Raw genomic sequence first — 17541 nt, 5'->3', positions numbered from 1 at the left:
GCTCACGCCCCCGCCGGCGGCTGCTCGGTCGCGCCCGCGCCGCCGCCGGGGACCCCGCTGCGCCGGAAGAAGGACAGGCGGCCGTTGACCTCCAGCACCGCCAGGTCGATCTCCGCGAAGCCGCGCACCCCCTGCTGGCGCGCCGCGGCGAGCAGCTCGTCCAGCGACAGGCGCTCGCTGCGCAGCGCCTCCAGCACCGGCTCACCGTCGCGCACGAGGACCAGCGGTGTCCCCTGCAGCACGGGCCGGGTGCTCGGGAAGCGCCAGGTCGTCCACGACAGGACGATGGTCAGGACGGCGAAGACGCTCACCGCCAGCAGCCCCGCGGTCAGCGAGTAGTCCTGCTGCGTGACCGCCTGCTGGACGAGGTCCCCCATGGTCACGAAGAGCAGCAGCTCGAAGGTCGTCAGCTCCCCCAGCGTCGAGCGCCCCACGACGCGGGTGAGCAGCCACAGGAACGCGAACACCACGACGGCCCGGACGACGATCTCCACGGCCTCCTCCTCACGGCAGCAGGGTGGTGCGGAAGGAGGTGCGCGCCACCTCGCGGTCCTCCAGCCGGAGGACCACCTCCGCCTCGCGGCCGCGCTGGCTCGACGGCTGCACGTAGGTGTCCACGTCGAGCACCAGGTCGCGCGACCCCGGCTCGACGGCGACGGTGAACCAGGTCGTGCTCCCGTCGCCGGACTGGCTCTCGGGCTCGGGCGCGAAGCCCTGCGCCTCGAACATCGTCGCGTAGTCCTGGCTCACGCCCAGGACGACCTGGGCGGGCAGCGGGCGGTCGCAGGAGACCGAGTACCGCAGCGGCACGTCGAGGCCCGCCCGGGCCACGCGCGGGTAGCGCACCTCCAGGGAGCACCCGTCCCCGGACGCTCGCGCCACGGCGTCCCGGACGCCGAGCAGACCGGTGCCCCCGAGCACCACGAAGACGACGAGGAGCAGGACCAGGACCCGGCGGGACGTCATCCACGCCCGCGAGCGCGCCGCCGTCGGCTCGACCCGCGGCGCGGCCGCCCCACCGGCTCCGCTGCCCACGCGCCGAGCAGACCACCGCGGCGCCGGTTCGGCGAGCCGGGGCGGACCCGCCGCGCCGGCGCGCGCTCAGCCGGTCAGCACCTGCGGGCGCAGGTCCTCCGCGGGCGGCGCCCAGGCGTCCGCGGCCGCGTCGACCTGCTCGCCGGAGCGGATGTCGCGCACCTGGTCACCGCCGCCGTCGGCGGCGCCCGGGAACCACACGAACGGGATGCCGCGCCGCTCGGCGAAGCGGATCTGCTTGCCGAACCTCGCCGCGTCCGGGTGCACCTCGGCGGCGATCCCCCGCGCCCGCAGCGCCGCCGCCGTGCGCCGAGCCGCGGCGCGTCCCTCCTCGTCGACGAGCGCGACGAGCACGCACGTGGGGGTGCTGCGCGAGGCGCGCAGCAGGCCGCGGCCCAGCAGCGGCACCAGCGCGCGCGTGACGCCGAAGGAGATGCCCACGCCCGGGAAGGTCGAGCGCCCGTCCGAGGCCAGCGCGTCGTAGCGGCCGCCGGAGCAGATGGAGCCCAGCGACTCGAAACCGCTCATGCGCGTCTCGTAGACGGTGCCCGTGTAGTAGTCCAGCCCGCGCGCCACGCTGAGGTCGGCCACCACCGAGAAGCGCTCGGACGTCAGCGACGCCGTGGCCTCCAGCACCGCGCCGAGATCGGCGATCCCCTCCTCCAGCAGCGGGTCGGACACGCCCAGGGCCCGCACCCGGTCCAGGACGGACGGGTCGGAGCCGGACAGCCCCGCCAGCGCCAGGCACGCGCCGGCCTGCTCGTCCGTCAGGCTCGCCGCGGCGGTCAGCTCGGCGCGCACGCCGTCCGGGCCGACCTTGTCGAGCTTGTCCACCGCCCGCATGACGGCGGCGGTGTCGCCCGCGCCGACCCCGCGGTAGAAGCCCTCGATGAGCTTGCGGTTGTTCACCTGCATGCGCAGCGCCGGCAGCGGCAGGGCCGTCAGCGCCTCGGACATGACGGCGGCCATCTCCGCCTCGTAGTGGGACGGCAGGACGTCGCGGCCCACGACGTCGATGTCGGCCTGCAGGAACTCCCGGTAGCGGCCCTCCTGCGGGCGCTCGCCGCGCCACACCTTCTGCAGCTGGTAGCGCTTGAACGGGAACTGCAGGGTCCCGGCGTTCTCCACCACGTAGCGGGCGAAGGGCACCGTCAGGTCGAAGTGCAGCGCCAGGACGTCCGCGGCCGCGGCGGCGCCGTCCTCCTCGGCGGCCGGGACGCCGCCCGCGCGGGGGTCCTCGTGCAGGCGGCGCACGACGTAGACCTCCTTGTCGATCTCGCCCTTGCGCAGCAGCTGCGCCAGGGGCTCGACCGCGCGGGTCTCGATGCCGGTGAACCCGTGCAGCTCGAACACCCCGCGCAGGGTGTCCAGCACCCGCTGCTCGACGATGCGCTCGGCGGGGCCGAGCTCGGGGTACCCGGACAGCGGGCGGGGGCGTGCCATCGCGGCCATCAGGACTGCTGCTCCGTTCCGGCAGCTGCGGCCAGCTGCACGAGGTGGGGGTTGGTGAGGCGCTCGCGCCCGATCGTCGTGGCCGGGCCGTGGCCGGGCAGCACGTCGGTGGCGTCGTCCAGGGGCAGGACGCGGGTCAGCAGGCTGCGCAGCATGGCCCGGTGGTCCCCGCCGGGCAGGTCGGTACGCCCGATCGACCCGGCGAACAGGACGTCCCCGGCCAGCAGCAGGTCGCTGTCGCCGGGGCGGGCGACGGAGAAGAGGACCGAGCCCTCCGTGTGGCCGGGGGCGTGCGAGACGTCCACGCGCAGGCCCGCGACCTCCAGGCGGGTGCGGTCGGTGACCTCGACCACGTCGTCGGGCTCGCGCCAGGGGCCCGTGCCGCCCGAGGCGGCCAGCGCCGCCCGCAGCTGCGGTCCCAGGCCGGCCAGCGGGTCGCGCAGCCGGTGCCGGTCGTCGGCGTGGACGGTGGCGGCCACCCCGTGCGCGCCGCACACCGGGGTCACGGAGTGCACGTGGTCGAGGTGGCCGTGGGTCAGCAGCACCGCCGCGGGCCGCAGCCGGTGCCGGCGCAGCAGCTCGGCCAGCCGGTCGGCCACGCCCACGCCGGGGTCGACGACGACGCACTCCTCGCCGCGCTGCGGGGCCAGCACGTAGCAGTTGGTCCCGAACGCGGTGGCCTCCAGGGACTCCACGAGCACCGGGCGAGCCTAGGGCCTCCGGCGGGCGGCGCCCGGCGGGCTCCCGGGGCGGTGCCGGCGGTCCGGCGGCCCGGACGCTGCGCGAGGTCGTCGGCACACCGCGTCAGGGCCTGCGCCGTCCGGGGGTCCCGCACCTAGACTGGCCCGCGTGAGCGAGCACCCCCAGGAGCCGGTGTCCCCCGCGGACGTCCCGGACACCCAGCGCCCCGACCCGACCCCGGAGCCCGAAGAGGGCACCACCGGCGTCCCCGACGGGCCCACCGGCCCCGGCGGAGCCGCGGAGGGGTCCGGGGAGCAGGACGTGCCGGAGGGCACCGCCGGCGCCGACGCGGGTGCGCAGGCGGCCGAGCAGACGGCCGAGCCCGCCGCCGAGCAGACGGCCGAGCCCGCCGCCGAGCAGACGGCCGAGCCCGCCGCCGAGCAGACGGCCGCCGCGCCCGCTCCGCGGCCGGTCCCCCGTCGCGCCCCCAGCCCCGCCGCCCTGGCCGCGCGCCCCGCGGCCCCCGCCGCGCCCGCTCCGGGCCCGGCCGTCCTCGAGCACCACGCCGCCGACCTGCCGCACACGAGCGTCGACCGCGACGCCGCGGCCGCCTTCGGCCGCGTGGACGAGGCGGGCACGGTGTGGGTGCGCCGCCACGACGGCGAGCACGAGGTCGGGCAGTACCCCGACGCCACGCCCGGGGAGGCGCTGGCCTACTTCGTGCGCAAGTACGAGGAGCTCGTCGCCCAGGTCGACCTCTTCGAGCAGCGCCTGCGCAGCACCGAGCTGGGCGGCAAGGAGATCGTCGCGGGTGTCAGCGGGCTGCGGACCGCGCTCGCCGAGACGCGCGCCGTCGGGGACCTCGACGGGCTCGCCGCGCGCGTGGAGGCCCTGGCCACGGTGGCCGACGAGGCGCGCGCCGCCGCCGACCGCGCCCGCGCCGCCAACCGCGAGCGCCTGCGCACCGCGCGCACGGCGATCGTCGAGGAGGCCGAGCGGATCGCCGAGCAGGACCCGGAGAAGCTGCAGTGGCGCCAGTCCGGCGAGCGGCTGCGCACCCTCTTCGAGGAGTGGAAGGCCGCCCAGCGCGAGGGCCGGCTGGACAAGCGCAGCGAGGACGAGCTGTGGAAGCGGTTCAGCCACGCCCGCAGCGCCTTCGACAAGAAGCGCCGGCACCACTTCGCCGCGCTGGGCGAGCAGCGCGCCGGCATCCGCGCCGAGAAGGAGAAGCTCGTCGCCGAGGCGGAGGCGCTGTCCACCTCCACCGACTGGCGCGGCACCTCCAACGCCTACCGGACGCTGATGGACCGCTGGAAGGCGGCCGGGCGGCTGGGCCGCAAGGACGACGACGCCCTGTGGGACCGCTTCCGCGCCGCGCAGGACGTCTTCTACGCCGCCCGCTCCGCGGCCAACGACGAGGTCGACGAGGAGTTCCGCGCCAACCTGCAGGTGAAGGAGCAGCTGCTCGTCGAGGCCGAGGCCATCCTGCCGGTCAAGGACCTGGGCGCGGCCAAGAGCGCCCTGCGCGCCGTGCAGGACCGCTGGGAGGTCGCGGGCAAGGTGCCGCGCGGCGACCTCGGGCGGATCGAGGCGCGCCTGCGGGCCGTGGAGAACGCCGTGCGCGACGCCGAGCAGGCCCGCTGGCGGCGCAGCGACCCGGAGAAGACGGCGCGCGCCAGCGGTGTGGCCGGGCAGCTGGAGGCGGCCATCCGCGACCTGGAGGCGGACGTGGAGGAGGCGCGCAGCCGCGGCGACGCCCGCCGCCTCGCCCGCGCGGAGGAGGCCCTGCGCACCCGCCGCGAGTGGCTGCAGGCCGCGCAGGCGACGCTGCGCGACGTCCGGGGCTGAGCCCCGGGGTCCCCAGGGACCGCCCGGCCCGGCCGTCCACAGGCGGCCGGGCCGACGGCGCGGTGCCGGTGACCGGTGGGCTGGGATGGGCGGGTGCTCGACGGAACCGGCGCCCTCCCGACCACCCGCCCCACCGACCCTCCGCCCGGGCCCGCCGACGCCGGTCCGGCGGCGACCGGCGACCCGCACCGCTGGCTGCGGGAGGTCCTGCGGCGCGGGCACGGACCGGACCCGGTGCTGCCGTGGCGACCGGTCCCCGCGCAGCGCGCCGGCACGGCCCGCGACGTGCGCGACGGCCTGCTGCGCGTCCTGGTGGGCGACGTGGTCGTCGCCGCCGGCGCACCGCTGGACGCGGCGACCCGGGCCCGCGCCCTGGCCCTGCTCGTCGGGGCGGGCGCGGTGGTCGTCGGCCCCACGGCGGCCTGGGTGCACGCGGGCGCGGCCGCCGACGCCCCGCAGCGCCTGTGGGTGGCCGGCGGACCGCGACCGCAGGTGCTGGCCGCCCGCGCCGGGCTGCCGGTGGAGCGCACCCGCTGCCGTCCGGCGCGCGCCGACCTCCTCGAGCTCGGCGGCCTGCTCGTCACCTCGCCCGCGCGCACCCTGGTGGACGTGGCGCGCACGGCGCCCGGGCGGGCGGTGCGGGTGCGCGAGGCCCTGCTGGCCGCGTGCCCGGAGAGCCTGGGACCCGCCGACGTGCGCGAGGCCACCGACGGCGCGCGGCGCCGGCGCGGGGTCCGCGCCGCGCGGGCCGCGCTCGGTGCGGCTGCGGCCCCCGCGTGAGCCGGGGCGGCCGGGCCGGGCCGGCGGTGTCAGGTGCGCGGGCGCGAGGCCATGACACGGTAGGCGTCGAAGACGCCGTCGACCCGCCGCACGGCGGCCAGCACGTGCCCCAGGTGGCTCGGCTCGGCCATCTCGAAGGAAAACTTCGACAGGGCCACCCGGTCCCGGCTCGTGCTGACCGTCGCCGAGAGGATGTTGACGTGGCTGTCGGACAGCACGCGGGTCACGTCGGACAGCAGCCGGGCCCGGTCGAGGGCCTCGACCTGGATCTGCACGAGGAACAGGCGCGAGGCGCTGTCGGCCCACGTCACCGAGACGATCCGCTCGGGCTCCTCGCGCAACCGGTCGACGTTGTCGCAGTCGGCGCGGTGCACCGAGACCCCCGCCCCGCGGGTGACGAAGCCGATGATCGGGTCACCCGGCACGGGGGTGCAGCAGCGGGCCAGCTTCACCCACACGTCGCCGCTGCCGCTGACGACGACCCCGGCGTCGTGCGCGCCGCGCGAGGTGCGCGGCGCCCGGCCCGGCGTGGTCGACTCGGCCAGGTCCTCCTCGGCGGCGGCCTCACCGCCGACGGCCACCACGAGGCGGTCCACGACGTGCTGGGCGGAGACGTGGTTCTCCCCCACCGCCGCGTACAGCGCGGACACGTCGCTGTAGTGCAGGTCGCGGGCGACCTGCAGGAGCGAGTCGTGCGACATCAGGCGCTGCAGCGGCAGGTGCTGCTTGCGCATCGCCCGGGCGATGGCCTCCTTGCCCGAGTCGATGGCCTCCTCGCGCCGCTCCTTGGAGAAGTGCTGGCGGATCTTGTTGCGCGCCCGCGGGCTCTTGACGAACGTCAGCCAGTCGCGGCTGGGCCCGGCGCCGTCGGCCTTGGAGGTGAACACCTCGACCAGGTCGCCGTTGTCGAGCGCGGACTCCAGCGGCACGAGCTTGCCGTTGACCCGCGCGCCCATCGTGCGGTGGCCGACCTCGGTGTGGACGGCGTACGCGAAGTCGACCGGCGTCGAGCCGGCCGGCAGGGCGATGACGTCGCCCTTGGGCGTGAAGACGAACACCTCGCTCGCGTTGATCTCGAAGCGCAGCGAGTCGAGGAAGTCGCTCGGGTCGGCCATCTCCTGCTGCCAGTCGATGACCTGCTTGAGCCAGGTCATCTCCCCGCCGCGGCCGCTGCCCGGGGTGCCCGCGTCGTCCTTGTACTTCCAGTGCGCGGCGACGCCGTACTCGGCGCGCCGGTGCATCAGGTGGGTGCGGATCTGCACCTCGACGGGCTTGCCCTGCGGCCCGATCACCGTCGTGTGCAGCGACTGGTACATGTTGAACTTGGGCATCGCGATGTAGTCCTTGAACCGGCCGGGGACCGGGTTCCACCGCGCGTGCAGGGCGCCGAGGACGGCGTAGCAGTCGCGCACGGAGTCCACCAGGACCCGCACGCCGACCAGGTCGTAGATCTCCGCGAAGTCGCGGCCGCGGACGATCATCTTCTGGTAGATCGAGTAGTAGTGCTTGGGCCGGCCGGTGACGGTGGCCCGGATGCGCGCCGCCCGCAGGTCCTCGTCGATCTGGTGGCGCACCCCGGCCAGGTACTCCTCGCGGGCGGGCGCGCGCTCGGCGACCAGGCGCACGATCTCGTCGAAGCGCTTGGGGTACACCGTCGCGAACGACAGGTCCTCCAGCTCCCACTTGATGGTGTTCATGCCCAGCCGGTGCGCCAGCGGCGCGTAGATCTCCAGCGTCTCGCGCGCCTTGCGCTCGGCCGAGGAGGCGGACACGTACCGCCAGGTGCGGGCGTTGTGCAGGCGGTCGGCCAGCTTGATGACCAGGACGCGGATGTCCTTGGCCATCGCCACGATCATCTTGCGGACCGTCTCGGACTGGGCCGCCTCGCCGTAGGTGACCTTGTCCAGCTTGGTGACGCCGTCCACGAGCAGGGCGATCTCGTCGCCGAAGTCGCGGCGCAGGTCGTCCAGGGAGTAGTCGGTGTCCTCGACGGTGTCGTGCAGCAGCGCCGCGGCCAGCGTGGAGGGCGTCATCCCCAGCTCGGCGAGGATCGTGGCGACCGCCACGGGGTGCGTGATGTAGGGGTCGCCGGACTTGCGGCGCTGCCCGTCGTGGGCGCGCTCGGCGCGCTGGAACGCGCGCTCGACCACCGACAGGTCGGCCTTGGGGTGGGTGGTCCGCACGGTGCGCAGCAGCGGCTCCAGCACCGGGGAGACGCTGGGCTGGCGGTGCTGGCCGAAGCGCGCCAGCCGGGAGAGCATCCGGCCGGCCGTCACGGGCCCGGTGTGCGCCGGTTCCGCCGGGCGCGGGCCGCGGCGAGCGCCGGGGTCCAGGGGCTCGGCCGGGGCGGGCAGCGGCGCCGCCCGGTCCGCGCCGGTCGCGGCGCTGGTGTCCGCGGCGCCCGGGCGCGCGGACCCGGCGGGCCCGGGCTGGTCCGGGCGCACGCCGACGCCGGTGCTGTCGGTGCCGTCCGCCATGGCGTCCTCCGCTCTCGATCCCGACCAGTCTAGGAGCCGGGCCGCCGCGGGTGTCCCGCGCGGGCGTCACCCACCCATGCGGACCCCGCGCCGGGCGGGCTCAGAGGACGAGCAGGGCGGTGCAGTCCGCCGCGAGACGGGTCCGGCCGCCCAGCGCGGCCAGCTCCAGCAGCACCGCCACCCCGGCGACCTGCGCCCCCGCCTCCTCCAGCAGGTCGCACGCCGCGCGGGCCGTGCCGCCGGTGGCCAGGACGTCGTCGACGACGAGCACCCGGTCCCCGGCGCCGACGAGGTCGCTGCGCAGCTCCACGGCCGCCGAGCCGTACTCGAGCTCGTACTCGCGCCGCAGCACCGGCGGCGGCATCTTCCCCGCCTTGCGCACCGGCAGGAAGCCCAGGCCGCTGCGCTCGGCCACGGGGGCGGCGAGCATGAAGCCGCGGGCCTCGATGCCGGCCACGGCCGTGGCACCGCGGTCGCGGGCCAGCTGCGCCAGCGCCCCGACCACCGCCGCGAAGGCGGCCGCGTCGGCCAGCAGGGGGGCGATGTCCTTGAAGGCGATGCCCGGGCGCGGGAAGTCGGCCACGTCGCGCACCCGCGCGGCGACCAGCGCCGCCACGCGCTCGGCGTCCGGCACCGGACCGCCGGCGCCCCGGGGCGGTGCTCCGCTCACGCGGGACCGCCGGCGCCGCCGGTGCCGGCCGCGCCGCCCGCCGGACCGGCGCCCACGGGCTCCGGCGCGGCGGCCCGGCGCTCGGCCACCGCCGCGTCCAGCGCGCGCACCCCGCGCTCGCGCCGGCGCAGGTCCACCAGCAGCGGGGTCGCGATGAAGACCGACGAGGCCGCACCGACGATCGTGCCGACGAACAGCGCCAGGCTGATGTCGCGCAGCGTCCCCGCGCCCAGCAGGAAGTCGCCGATGAAGAGGATCGCCGCCACCGGCAGGATCGCCACGACCGTGGTGTTGATCGAGCGCACGACCGTCTGGTTGATCGCCAGGTTGGCGGCCTCGGCGAAGGTGCGGTCGCGGTCGCGGAAGGCCGCGTCGGTGTTCTCGCGCGCCTTGTCGAAGACGACGACCGTGTCGTAGAGGGAGTAGCCGAGGATCGTCAGGAAGCCGATGACGGTCGCCGGGGTGACCTCGAAACCCACCAGCGCGTATATCCCCGCGCTGATGACCAGGTCGTGGACGAGGGCCAGCATCGCCGCCCCCGCCATCGCCAGGGCCCGGAAGTAGACGGCCATGACCAGCGTGACGATGGCGAAGAACACCACCAGGGCCGTGAGGGCCTGCCGCGTCACGTTGGCGCCCCAGCTCGGCCCGATGCTGGTGGAGGTGACGTCCGAGACCGGCACGTCGTAGGCCTCCGCCAGGGAGGCGCGCACCTCGTCCAGCTGCGCGGTGTCCAGCTCGACGGTCTGCACGCGCACGTCGCCCTGGCCGACGGTGGTCACCTGCGGGGCCGTGCCGGGCACGACCTCCTGGACCGCGTCCTCGGCCACCAGCTCGCCGGCGGCGGCGCCGCCGCTGACGCGGAACTCCGAGCCGCCCTCGAACTCGATGCCGAACGTGAGCCCGGGCACCACCAGCAGCACCAGGGACAGCAGGAACACCGCCCCGGAGATCAGGTAGGAGCGCTTGCGCCGCCCGACGAAGTCGAAGGACCGCTCGCCCGTGTAGAGCTGGTTGCCCAGCTGCGCCATGCCCATCAGGCGTTCCCCCGCTCGCTCGCCGCCGGCCCGTCCGGCCCCGCCGTCCCGTCGTCCGCCGATCCCCCTCCGGGGTCACCGCCGCCGCCGGCGCCCGCGCGGGCCTTCTCGCGCTCCTCCGCGCGCAGCTGGGCGACCGTCTTGCGCACCTGCCCGTGCCGCCACGCCGAGCGGGCGACGACGGAGCCGAGGTGCTCGGGGTCGAACCCGGACCACTTGTGCCCGCCGCCGAAGAACCTCGTGCGGGCCAGCAGCGCGACGACCGGGTGCGTGAACAGGGCCACGACGACGAGGTCGATGACCGTGGTGATGCCCAGCGTGTACGCGAAGCCGCGCACGTTGCCCACGGCCAGCACGTACAGGACGACCGCGGAGATGAAGGTGACCGCGTTGGAGATGAGGATCGTGCGCCGCGCCCGGCGCCAGCCGGCCTCGACGGCCGACGCCAGCACGCGGCCCTCGCGGATCTCGTCGCGCACGCGCTCGAAGAAGATGATGAACGAGTCAGCCGTGGTGCCGATGGCGATGATGAGGCCGGCCACACCGGCCAGGCTGAGGCGGAAGCCCTGCAGCCAGCTCAGCAGGAGGATGACGCCCCAGTTCAGCAGCGCCGCCACGACGAGCGCGGTGACGGTCACCAGGCCGAGGGCCCGGTACTGGATCAGGAAGTAGGCCACGACGAGGGCCAGACCCACGAGGCCGGCGATGATGCCGTTGCGCAGCTGCTCCGAGCCCAGGGTCGCCGACAGCTGCTCCTCGGACTGCACGTCGAAGGACAGCGGCAGCGCGCCGAAGCGCAGCTGCTGGGCCAGGGCGTCGGCGCTCTCCTGGGTGAAGTTGCCGGTGATCTCGGCGCGGCCGCCGGGGATGGTGCCGCTGACCGAGGGGGCCGTGACGACGAGGCCGTCGAGCACGGCGGCGAACTGGTCGCGCGGGGGCTCCAGCTGGCTGATGCGCGCGGTCAGCGCCTCGAAGGCGTCGCCGCCCTCGGAGTTGAACTGCAGGTCCACGGCCCAGCCACCGGTGGGCTGGCCCTGCTGGTTGACGGCCTGGCGGGCCGAGGAGCCGGTCAGCTGCGTGCCCTGGATCTCCGCGGGCCCGAGGACGTACTTGACCGAGCCGTCCTGCGAGCAGGTGACCAGCGGCAGCGCCGGGTCCTCCGCGCCACCGGTGCCGCCGGCGAGGTTGGCCGGGTCCGAGCAGTCCAGCTCGGTGAACAGGCGGCCGACGTCCTCGGTCAGCCACGCCTGGTCGCTGGCGTCGGCCGGCGGGGTGGCGGGGCTGTCGGTGGGCTGGCCCGGCCCGGGGGTGGGCCGCGGGGTGGCGACGTCGGCCAGCGTCGGCGGGGCGGGCGAGGCCTCGGGGGCGGCCGGGGCCGGGGCACCGGTCGGCTCGGCGGCGGGCTCGGGCGCGGTGTCCCGGCGCAGCGCCGCGGGGGCGGCCGCCCCCTCGGCCTCGTCGGTCGGCTGCGCCGCGGGGTCGGCCGGCTCGGCGGCGGGGTCCGTCGGCTCCGCCGGCTCGGCGGCCGGGTCCGCCGGCTCAGCCGCCGGGTCGCCGGCGGCGGGGTCCTCCGCGGCGGGGTCCCCGGCCGGGGCGGGCGCGCCCTCGGCGGCGACCAGCACGACGCGCATGCTCAGCTGCGACGACTGCGAGATGAGGTCGAGCTGCGCGCGGGTGGCCTCGCCGGGGATCGAGACGACGATGTTCTCGCCGCCCTGGATGCTGACCTCGGACTCGTTGATGCCGGTGCCGTTGACGCGCTGCTCGATGATGTTGCGCGCCTGCTGCAGCTGGTCCTCGGTGACCTCACCGCCACCGGCGGTGGGCCGGGGGGTGAGCAGCACCTGCGTGCCGCCCTCGAGGTCGAGGGCGAGGCCGGGCGCCCAGCGGGCGTCGGACCAGATCGACCCGGCGCCGACCGCGCCGAAGAGGAGCGCCGCCACGAGCAGCAGCACCCCGAGGGTGCGGCCGTGGTGGGGTCGGCGGACGGGCGCGCCGCGGCGGGCGCGCTGGGGTGGCCTGTCGTTGGACACTGGTTACCTCGGGACGGCTCTCGCCGGGGTGGTCCCCCGGCGAGAGCAAGCTTGTCACTGTTCGTGGTCGCTTCTTGTCCTACCAGTCACGTCTGTGTGCCCGAGGACGATGGGTGCGGGTCAGGCGCGCGTGGCTCCGCCCGCCTCGTCCGGACGGTCCTTGCGCAGGTCCACGCCCGCCTCGGCGGGGTCCACCGCCTCGGGGGTGCCCGCGGTCGCGTCGGGCGCCGGCCCGACGGCCGTCACGACCCGCGCCACCGCCCGGCGGCTCCACCGCGTGTGCACGCCGGGGGCGACCTCGAGGACGACGACGTCGCCCTCCACGTCCACCACGGTCCCGTAGGCGCCCGAGGTCGTCATGACCTCCGACCCCGGTGCGACGCTGTTCTGCAGGTCCTGCTGGGCCCGCTGCTGCTTGCGCGTCCTGCTGAACATGAAGACCAGGAGGCCCACCATGAGGAGCAGGAAGACCAGCTGGCCACCACCTCCACCACCCACGACATCCCTTCCCGCACCGGTGGGACGACGGCTCACCGGCGCACACGCCGACCTCCGTGCCGGCGCGGCGGGCCCACGCCCCGCCCGGGGGAGGTCCGCGGGCGGGCGTCGGCCGGACGCCCGGCGAGTCTAGACGGCTCACCCGTCCGGCCCCGCCGCCCGCCGCGGCGCGTCACGCCCCGGTCGCTGCCCGTCGCCCCCCGCCCCGTCGTCCGCCCCGCCGTCCGCTCAGCCGTCCGCCCCGTCGTCCGCCCCGTCGTCCGCGCTGTCCAGCGGCAGCTGCCAGACGGCGTCGCGCGGCGGGGTCAGCCCCAGGTGCTGCCACGTCTGCGGCAGGGCGACGCGACCGCGCGGGGTGCGCCCGAGCAGCCCCTCGCGCACGAGGAACGGCTCGGCGACCGTCTCGACGGTCTCGGCCTCCTCGCCCACGACGACCGCCAGCGTGGACAGCCCCACGGGGCCGCCGCCGAAGCGGCGGCACAGGGCGTCCAGCACGGCCCGGTCCAGGCGGTCCAGGCCCTTCTCGTCGACCTCGTAGACCTCCAGGGCCGCGCGGGCGGCGCGGCGGTCGACGATGCCCGAGCCGCGCACCTGCGCCCAGTCGCGCACGCGGCGCAGCAGCCGGTTGGCGATGCGCGGGGTCCCGCGCGAGCGCCCGCCGATCTCCGCGGCCCCCTCGGCCGTCAGCTGCACCCCCAGCAGGCTCGCGGAGCGGCGCAGCACCTGCACGAGCTCCTCGGGGGAGTAGAAGTCCAGGTAGCCGGTGAAGCCGAACCGGTCGCGCAGCGGCGCCGGCAGCAGACCGGCGCGGGTGGTGGCCCCCACCAGCGTGAAGCGCGGCAGCTCCAGCGGGATGGCCGTCGCCCCCGGGCCCTTGCCGACGACGACGTCGACCCGGAAGTCCTCCATCGCCATGTAGAGCATCTCCTCCGCCGGCCGGGCCATGCGGTGGATCTCGTCGAGGAAGAGCACCTCGCCCTCGTCCAGGGAGCTGAGCACGGCCGCCAGGTCCCCGGCGTGCTGGATGGCCGGGCCGCTGGACTGGCGCAGCGGGGCGCCCATCTCCGAGGCCACGATCATCGCCAGGGTCGTCTTGCCCAGGCCGGGCGGGCCGGAGAAGAGGACGTGGTCGCTCGGCGCGCCGCGCGCGCGGGCGGCGTCCAGGACGAGCGAGAGCTGCTCGCGCACCACCTTCTGCCCGACGAACTCCTCCAGGCCGTGCGGGCGCAGCGCGCTCTCGGCCGCGCGCTCGCGCTCGTCGGCGCCGCCGGCCACCAGCCGCTCCCCCGCGCCGGGGCGGCCCTCGCCGTAGCCGCTCACCCGCGGCCCGACAGCCGGCGCAGGGCCGCGCGCAGCGTCGCGGCGACGTCCAGGGGGTCCCCGTCGGCCGCGGCCGGGCCGGGCTCCCCGGCGGCGGCGAGGACCGCGTCGACGGCGTCGCCGGCCTGCTTGACGGGGTAGCCGAGCCCGACGAGGGCGTCGACCACCTGCTGGGTGCGGGGGTCGGTGCCGTCCGCGGCCGCCGCGGGGGCGGCCGGCAGCGGCCCGTCGGAGGGCGGGCCCAGGCGGTCGCCCAGCTCCAGGCAGATGCGCTGCGCGCCCTTCTTGCCGATGCCGGGCACCCGCACCAGCGCGGCGTGGTCCTCGGCGGCCACGGCGGCCCGCAGCCCGTCGGGCCGGTGCACCGCGAGCATCGCCAGCGCCAGGCGCGGCCCGACGCCCGAGACGGTCTGCAGCACCTCGAACACCTCCCGCTCGTCGGCGTCGGCGAACCCGAACAGCGTCAGGGAGTCCTCGCGCACCACGAGGCTGGTGGCCAGCATCGCCTCCTCGCCCACGCGCAACCCGGCCAGCGTGCCCGGTGCCGCCTGCACGAGGATCCCGGCGCCGCCCACCTCGACGACCACCGAGTCCAGCCGCACGGCGAGCACCTGCCCGCGCACCGACGCGATCACCGATCCCCCTCACCCGCCGGGCGGGGCCCGCGCGAACACCTGTACGAACGGGGCCACGCTAGCGCGGCGCCGCGACACGGGGGGCGTCGGCGCGCCGCCGGCGGGCGGCACCGCGGGACGACGGGCTGCGCGAGCACCGCGGGAGCGGCAGAGTCGGGCCCGTGAGCCACGAGCAGCACGAGAACCCGCGCCAGAACGTCACCTTCCCCGCCACCGACGAGGCCGGTGCCGACCACGCGCACGGCTACCTCGCCCTGCCCGCCGACGGCGGCGGGCCGGGCGTGGTGGTCGTCCAGGAGTGGTGGGGGCTGACCGACCACGTCGTCGCGATCGCCGACCGCCTGGCGTCCGAGGGCTTCGTCGCCCTGGCCCCCGACCTGTACGGCGGGCGCACCACCCACGACAGCGAGGAGGCGGCGCGGTTCATGACCGAGCTGCCGCCGGACCGCGCCGCGCGCGACCTGGCCGGCGCGGTGACGTACCTGCTGCAGCGGCCGGAGACGACCTCCGCCACCGTCGGGGCCGTCGGCTTCTGCATGGGCGGCGCGTTCGTCCTCAGCCTCGCCGCCCAGCAGGGCGAGCGGATCGGCGCGGCCGTGCCCTGGTACGGCGTGCCCGGCCCGGACACGGACTTCACGGGGCTGCGGGCGCCGGTGCTGGGCCACTTCGGCGCCGAGGACACCTCGGTGCCGCTGGACGCGGTGCGCGCCACGGCCGAGCGCGTGCGCGAGCAGGCGGGCGTCGAGGTGGACCTGCAGGTGTACCCGGCGCCGCACGCCTTCTACAACGACGAGCGGCCGAACCACCGGCCCGAGAGCGCCGAGCTGGCCTGGGAGCGCACGACGGCCTTCCTGCGCCGGCACGTGCGCTGAGGAGCGGGCGGGTCGGCGGGCGGGTCAGCGGGCGACGGCCCCGGACCGGCGCGCGGCCCGCTCGGCCTCCGCGTAGGCGTTGCGCCGGCCGGTGACCAGCGCGCGGTGGGCGGCGTCCTCCAGCCGGGAGGCGCCGCCGCCGCGCCACAGGTGGCACAGGGCCAGGGCCAGGGCGTCGGCGGCGTCGGCGGGCTTGGGGGCCTCGGCCAGGCCGAGGATGCGGGTGACCATGGCGGTGACCTGCTGCTTCTCCGCGCGCCCGGACCCGGTCACGGCGGCCTTGACCTCGCTGGGCGTGTGCATGGCCACCGGCAGCCCGCGCCGGGCGGCGGCCACGAGCACGAGGCCGGCAGCCTGGGCGGTGCCCATCACCGAGCGCACGTTGGACTGGGCGAAGACCCGCTCGACGGCCACGACGTCCGGGGCGTGCCGGTCCAGCCACGCGTCCAGGCCCTCGCTGATCGCCAGCAGCCGCAGCTCGACCGGGTCGGTCGCCGGGGTGCGCACCACGCCCACGTCGACGGCGACGGGGCGCCGGCCGCGGCCGGAGTCGACGACGCCCAGGCCGCAGCGGGTCAGCCCCGGGTCCACCGCCAGCACGCGCACGACCCCACCCTCGCACGCTCGCGGGGGCGGGGCCGGGCGGCGCGCTCGCTCAGGCGTCCTCGAGGGCCGCCATGACGTCGTCGGAGACGTCGTAGTTGGCGTAGACGTTCTGCACGTCGTCGCAGTCGTCGAGGGCGTCGACGAGCTTGAACACCTTGGTGGCGCCGTCGGCGTCCAGCGGCACCTGCACGCTGGGCACGAAGCTGGCGTCGGCGGAGTCGTAGTCGATGCCCGCGGCCTGCAGGGCCTCGCGCACGGCCACCAGGTCGGTGGCCTCGCTGACGACCTCGAAGGTGTCGCCCTGGTCGCTGACCTCCTCGGCGCCGGCCTCCAGGACGGCGGTCAGCACGTCGTCCTCGGTGAGGTCGGTGCCCTCCTTGCCGATGACGACGACGCCCTTGCGGCTGAACATGTACGACACGCTGCCCGGGTCGGCCATCGAGCCGCCGTTGCGGGTCATGGCCGTGCGGACCTCCATGGCCGCGCGGTTCTTGTTGTCGGTGAGGCACTCCACCAGGAGGGCGACGCCGTTGGGGCCGTAGCCCTCGTACATGATCGTCTGCCAGTCGGCGCCGCCGGCCTCCGCGCCCGAGCCGCGCTTGACCGCGCGGTCGATGTTGTCGGCGGGCACGGAGGACTTCTTCGCCTTCTGGATGGCGTCGAAGAGCGTCGGGTTGCCGGCCGGGTCGCCCCCGCCGGTGCGCGCCGCGACCTCGATGTTCTTGATGAGGCGCGCGAACATCTTGCCGCGCTTGGCGTCGATGACGGCCTTCTTGTGCTTGGTCGTCGCCCACTTGGAGTGGCCGGACATCGTGCTACCTCCGCCTGTGTCCGCCCCGCGCTCGCGCTCGGGACGTGCTCGGGACCTGCTTCGGGACCTGCTGGGCTCGCCGCGTCAGGCGCCCTGCGCCGCCCGTCCCCCGACCCGCTCGCGCACCATCGCCACGAAGCCGCGGTGCACCCGGTCGTCCCCGGTGATCTCGGGGTGGAACGACGTCGCCAGCAGAGCGCCGTGCCGCACCGCGACGATCCTACCCGCGGCCGGGCCGCTGCCCACGCGCGCGAGGACCTCCACGTCCGGTCCGGCGTCCTCCACCCACGGCGCGCGGATGAAGACGGCCCGCACCGGCGGGCCGTCCCCGGTGAGCGCGTCCAGGGGCAGGTCCTCCTCCCAGCTGGCCACCTGCCGGCCGAAGGCGTTGCGGCGCACCGTGATGTCGAGCCCGCCGAGGGTCCGCTGGTCCGGGGCGCCGTCGAGCACCCGGTCGGCCAGCAGGATCATGCCCGCGCAGGAGCCGTACACGGGCAGGCCCTGCGCGACGCGCCGGCGCAGCGGCTCGCGCAGCCCGACGACGCGCAGCAGCCGGTCGATGGTCGTCGACTCCCCGCCGGGCAGCACGAGGCCGTCGACGGCCTCCAGCTCGGCGGGACGGCGCACGCGGACCGCGCGGGCGCCGCCGGCCTCGAGGGCGGCCAGGTGCTCGCGCACGTCGCCCTGCAGGGCCAGGACGCCGACGACGGGGCGGTCGCCGGCCGCGGGGGCGCCGGCCGTGGGCGTCGGCGGGGTGGTCACCGCAGGAGGTTAGGCGCGCCGCGC

General features: G+C 76.4%; 17 protein-coding genes. 3 read left to right on the top strand and 14 right to left on the bottom strand.

Annotation, left to right across the window (positions count from 1 at the left end; translation table 11 throughout):
• Positions 1 to 2 precede the first annotated feature (2 nt).
• From AB8M62_RS10540 to AB8M62_RS10525, 4 genes are all read right to left on the bottom strand, one after another.
• Positions 3 to 494, bottom strand: coding sequence for a DUF421 domain-containing protein (locus AB8M62_RS10540; RefSeq protein WP_369052285.1), 492 nt, complete (start codon positions 492 to 494; stop codon positions 3 to 5).
• A 10-nt stretch (positions 495 to 504) separates the two neighbouring features.
• On the bottom strand, positions 505 to 1035 hold the full coding sequence (locus AB8M62_RS10535; RefSeq protein ID WP_369052286.1) for a hypothetical protein: 531 nt from the start codon (positions 1033 to 1035) through the stop codon (positions 505 to 507).
• Between the two features lie 66 nt (positions 1036 to 1101).
• On the bottom strand, positions 1102 to 2478 hold the full coding sequence (gene hisS / locus AB8M62_RS10530; protein ID WP_369069499.1) for a histidine--tRNA ligase: 1377 nt from the start codon (positions 2476 to 2478) through the stop codon (positions 1102 to 1104).
• 8 nt (positions 2479 to 2486) lie between these two features.
• Positions 2487 to 3188 (bottom strand): MBL fold metallo-hydrolase, encoded by a 702-nt coding sequence (locus AB8M62_RS10525; RefSeq protein ID WP_369069498.1) that lies wholly within the window; start codon positions 3186 to 3188, stop codon positions 2487 to 2489.
• 148 nt (positions 3189 to 3336) lie between these two features.
• Between AB8M62_RS10525 and AB8M62_RS10520 the strand changes: the two genes are divergently transcribed.
• Complete coding sequence (locus tag AB8M62_RS10520) at positions 3337 to 5016, top strand: DUF349 domain-containing protein (RefSeq protein ID WP_369069497.1); 1680 nt, start codon at positions 3337 to 3339, stop codon at positions 5014 to 5016.
• A 93-nt stretch (positions 5017 to 5109) separates the two neighbouring features.
• Complete coding sequence (locus AB8M62_RS10515) at positions 5110 to 5796, top strand: hypothetical protein (RefSeq protein ID WP_369069496.1); 687 nt, start codon at positions 5110 to 5112, stop codon at positions 5794 to 5796.
• 29 nt (positions 5797 to 5825) lie between these two features.
• Here the strand turns inward: AB8M62_RS10515 and AB8M62_RS10510 are convergent, their stop codons facing one another.
• The 7 genes from AB8M62_RS10510 to ruvA form a co-directional block, all read right to left on the bottom strand.
• Positions 5826 to 8057, bottom strand: coding sequence for a RelA/SpoT family protein (locus AB8M62_RS10510; RefSeq protein WP_369052385.1), 2232 nt, complete (start codon positions 8055 to 8057; stop codon positions 5826 to 5828).
• A gap of 316 nt (positions 8058 to 8373) precedes the next feature.
• Positions 8374 to 8907: an adenine phosphoribosyltransferase gene (locus tag AB8M62_RS10505; RefSeq protein ID WP_369069521.1), complete on the bottom strand. Its 534-nt coding sequence runs from the start codon at positions 8905 to 8907 to the stop codon at positions 8374 to 8376.
• Positions 8908 to 8939: 32 nt separating this feature from the next.
• Positions 8940 to 9980 (bottom strand): protein translocase subunit SecF, encoded by a 1041-nt coding sequence (gene secF, locus AB8M62_RS10500; RefSeq protein WP_369069495.1) that lies wholly within the window; start codon positions 9978 to 9980, stop codon positions 8940 to 8942.
• The gene (gene secD, locus AB8M62_RS10495; RefSeq protein ID WP_369069494.1) at positions 9980 to 12013 is read right to left on the bottom strand and encodes a protein translocase subunit SecD; all 2034 of its coding nucleotides are present in this window, start codon (positions 12011 to 12013) and stop codon (positions 9980 to 9982) included. Before secD ends, secF begins: the two co-directional genes overlap by 1 nt.
• A 120-nt stretch (positions 12014 to 12133) precedes the next feature.
• On the bottom strand, positions 12134 to 12511 hold the full coding sequence (yajC, locus tag AB8M62_RS10490) for a preprotein translocase subunit YajC (protein ID WP_369069493.1): 378 nt from the start codon (positions 12509 to 12511) through the stop codon (positions 12134 to 12136).
• A 228-nt stretch (positions 12512 to 12739) separates the two neighbouring features.
• Positions 12740 to 13831, bottom strand: coding sequence for a Holliday junction branch migration DNA helicase RuvB (ruvB, locus tag AB8M62_RS10485; RefSeq protein ID WP_369052295.1), 1092 nt, complete (start codon positions 13829 to 13831; stop codon positions 12740 to 12742).
• Complete coding sequence (gene ruvA / locus AB8M62_RS10480) at positions 13828 to 14466, bottom strand: Holliday junction branch migration protein RuvA (RefSeq protein ID WP_369069492.1); 639 nt, start codon at positions 14464 to 14466, stop codon at positions 13828 to 13830. Before ruvA ends, ruvB begins: the two co-directional genes overlap by 4 nt.
• Before the next feature lie 161 nt (positions 14467 to 14627).
• Here ruvA and AB8M62_RS10475 point away from each other — a divergent pair, with 161 nt between their 5' ends.
• Complete coding sequence (locus tag AB8M62_RS10475; protein WP_369069491.1) at positions 14628 to 15338, top strand: dienelactone hydrolase family protein; 711 nt, start codon at positions 14628 to 14630, stop codon at positions 15336 to 15338.
• A gap of 24 nt (positions 15339 to 15362) precedes the next feature.
• Here the strand turns inward: AB8M62_RS10475 and ruvC are convergent, their stop codons facing one another.
• The 3 genes from ruvC to pdxT form a co-directional block, all read right to left on the bottom strand.
• Entirely contained in the window at positions 15363 to 15944 is a 582-nt protein-coding gene (gene ruvC / locus AB8M62_RS10470) for a crossover junction endodeoxyribonuclease RuvC (RefSeq protein WP_369069490.1), read from the bottom strand.
• A gap of 49 nt (positions 15945 to 15993) precedes the next feature.
• Positions 15994 to 16755 carry a YebC/PmpR family DNA-binding transcriptional regulator gene (locus tag AB8M62_RS10465; RefSeq protein ID WP_369069489.1) on the bottom strand — a complete coding sequence of 254 codons (762 nt, stop codon included), beginning with the start codon at positions 16753 to 16755 and terminating at the stop codon, positions 15994 to 15996.
• 84 nt (positions 16756 to 16839) lie between these two features.
• Entirely contained in the window at positions 16840 to 17517 is a 678-nt protein-coding gene (gene pdxT / locus AB8M62_RS10460) for a pyridoxal 5'-phosphate synthase glutaminase subunit PdxT (RefSeq protein WP_369069488.1), read from the bottom strand.
• Positions 17518 to 17541 lie beyond the last annotated feature (24 nt).

Origin of the sequence: Kineococcus terrestris (assembly GCF_041020755.1) — a bacterium.
GTDB lineage: Bacteria > Actinomycetota > Actinomycetes > Actinomycetales > Kineococcaceae > Kineococcus > Kineococcus terrestris.
Note: the sequence above shows the minus strand (reverse complement) of the source record. Positions and strands in the feature narration are given on the sequence as shown.

Excerpts from the sequence above, each read along its gene's own strand:
- hisS (WP_369069499.1), bottom strand. The coding sequence starts at position 2,478 with ATGGCACGCCCCCGCCCGCTGTCCGGGTACCCCGAGCTCGGCCCCGCC.
- AB8M62_RS10510 (WP_369052385.1), bottom strand. The coding sequence starts at position 8,057 with ATGCTCTCCCGGCTGGCGCGCTTCGGCCAGCACCGCCAGCCCAGCGTC.
- secF (WP_369069495.1), bottom strand. The coding sequence starts at position 9,980 with ATGGGCATGGCGCAGCTGGGCAACCAGCTCTACACGGGCGAGCGGTCC.
- AB8M62_RS10465 (WP_369069489.1), bottom strand. The coding sequence starts at position 16,755 with ATGTCCGGCCACTCCAAGTGGGCGACGACCAAGCACAAGAAGGCCGTC.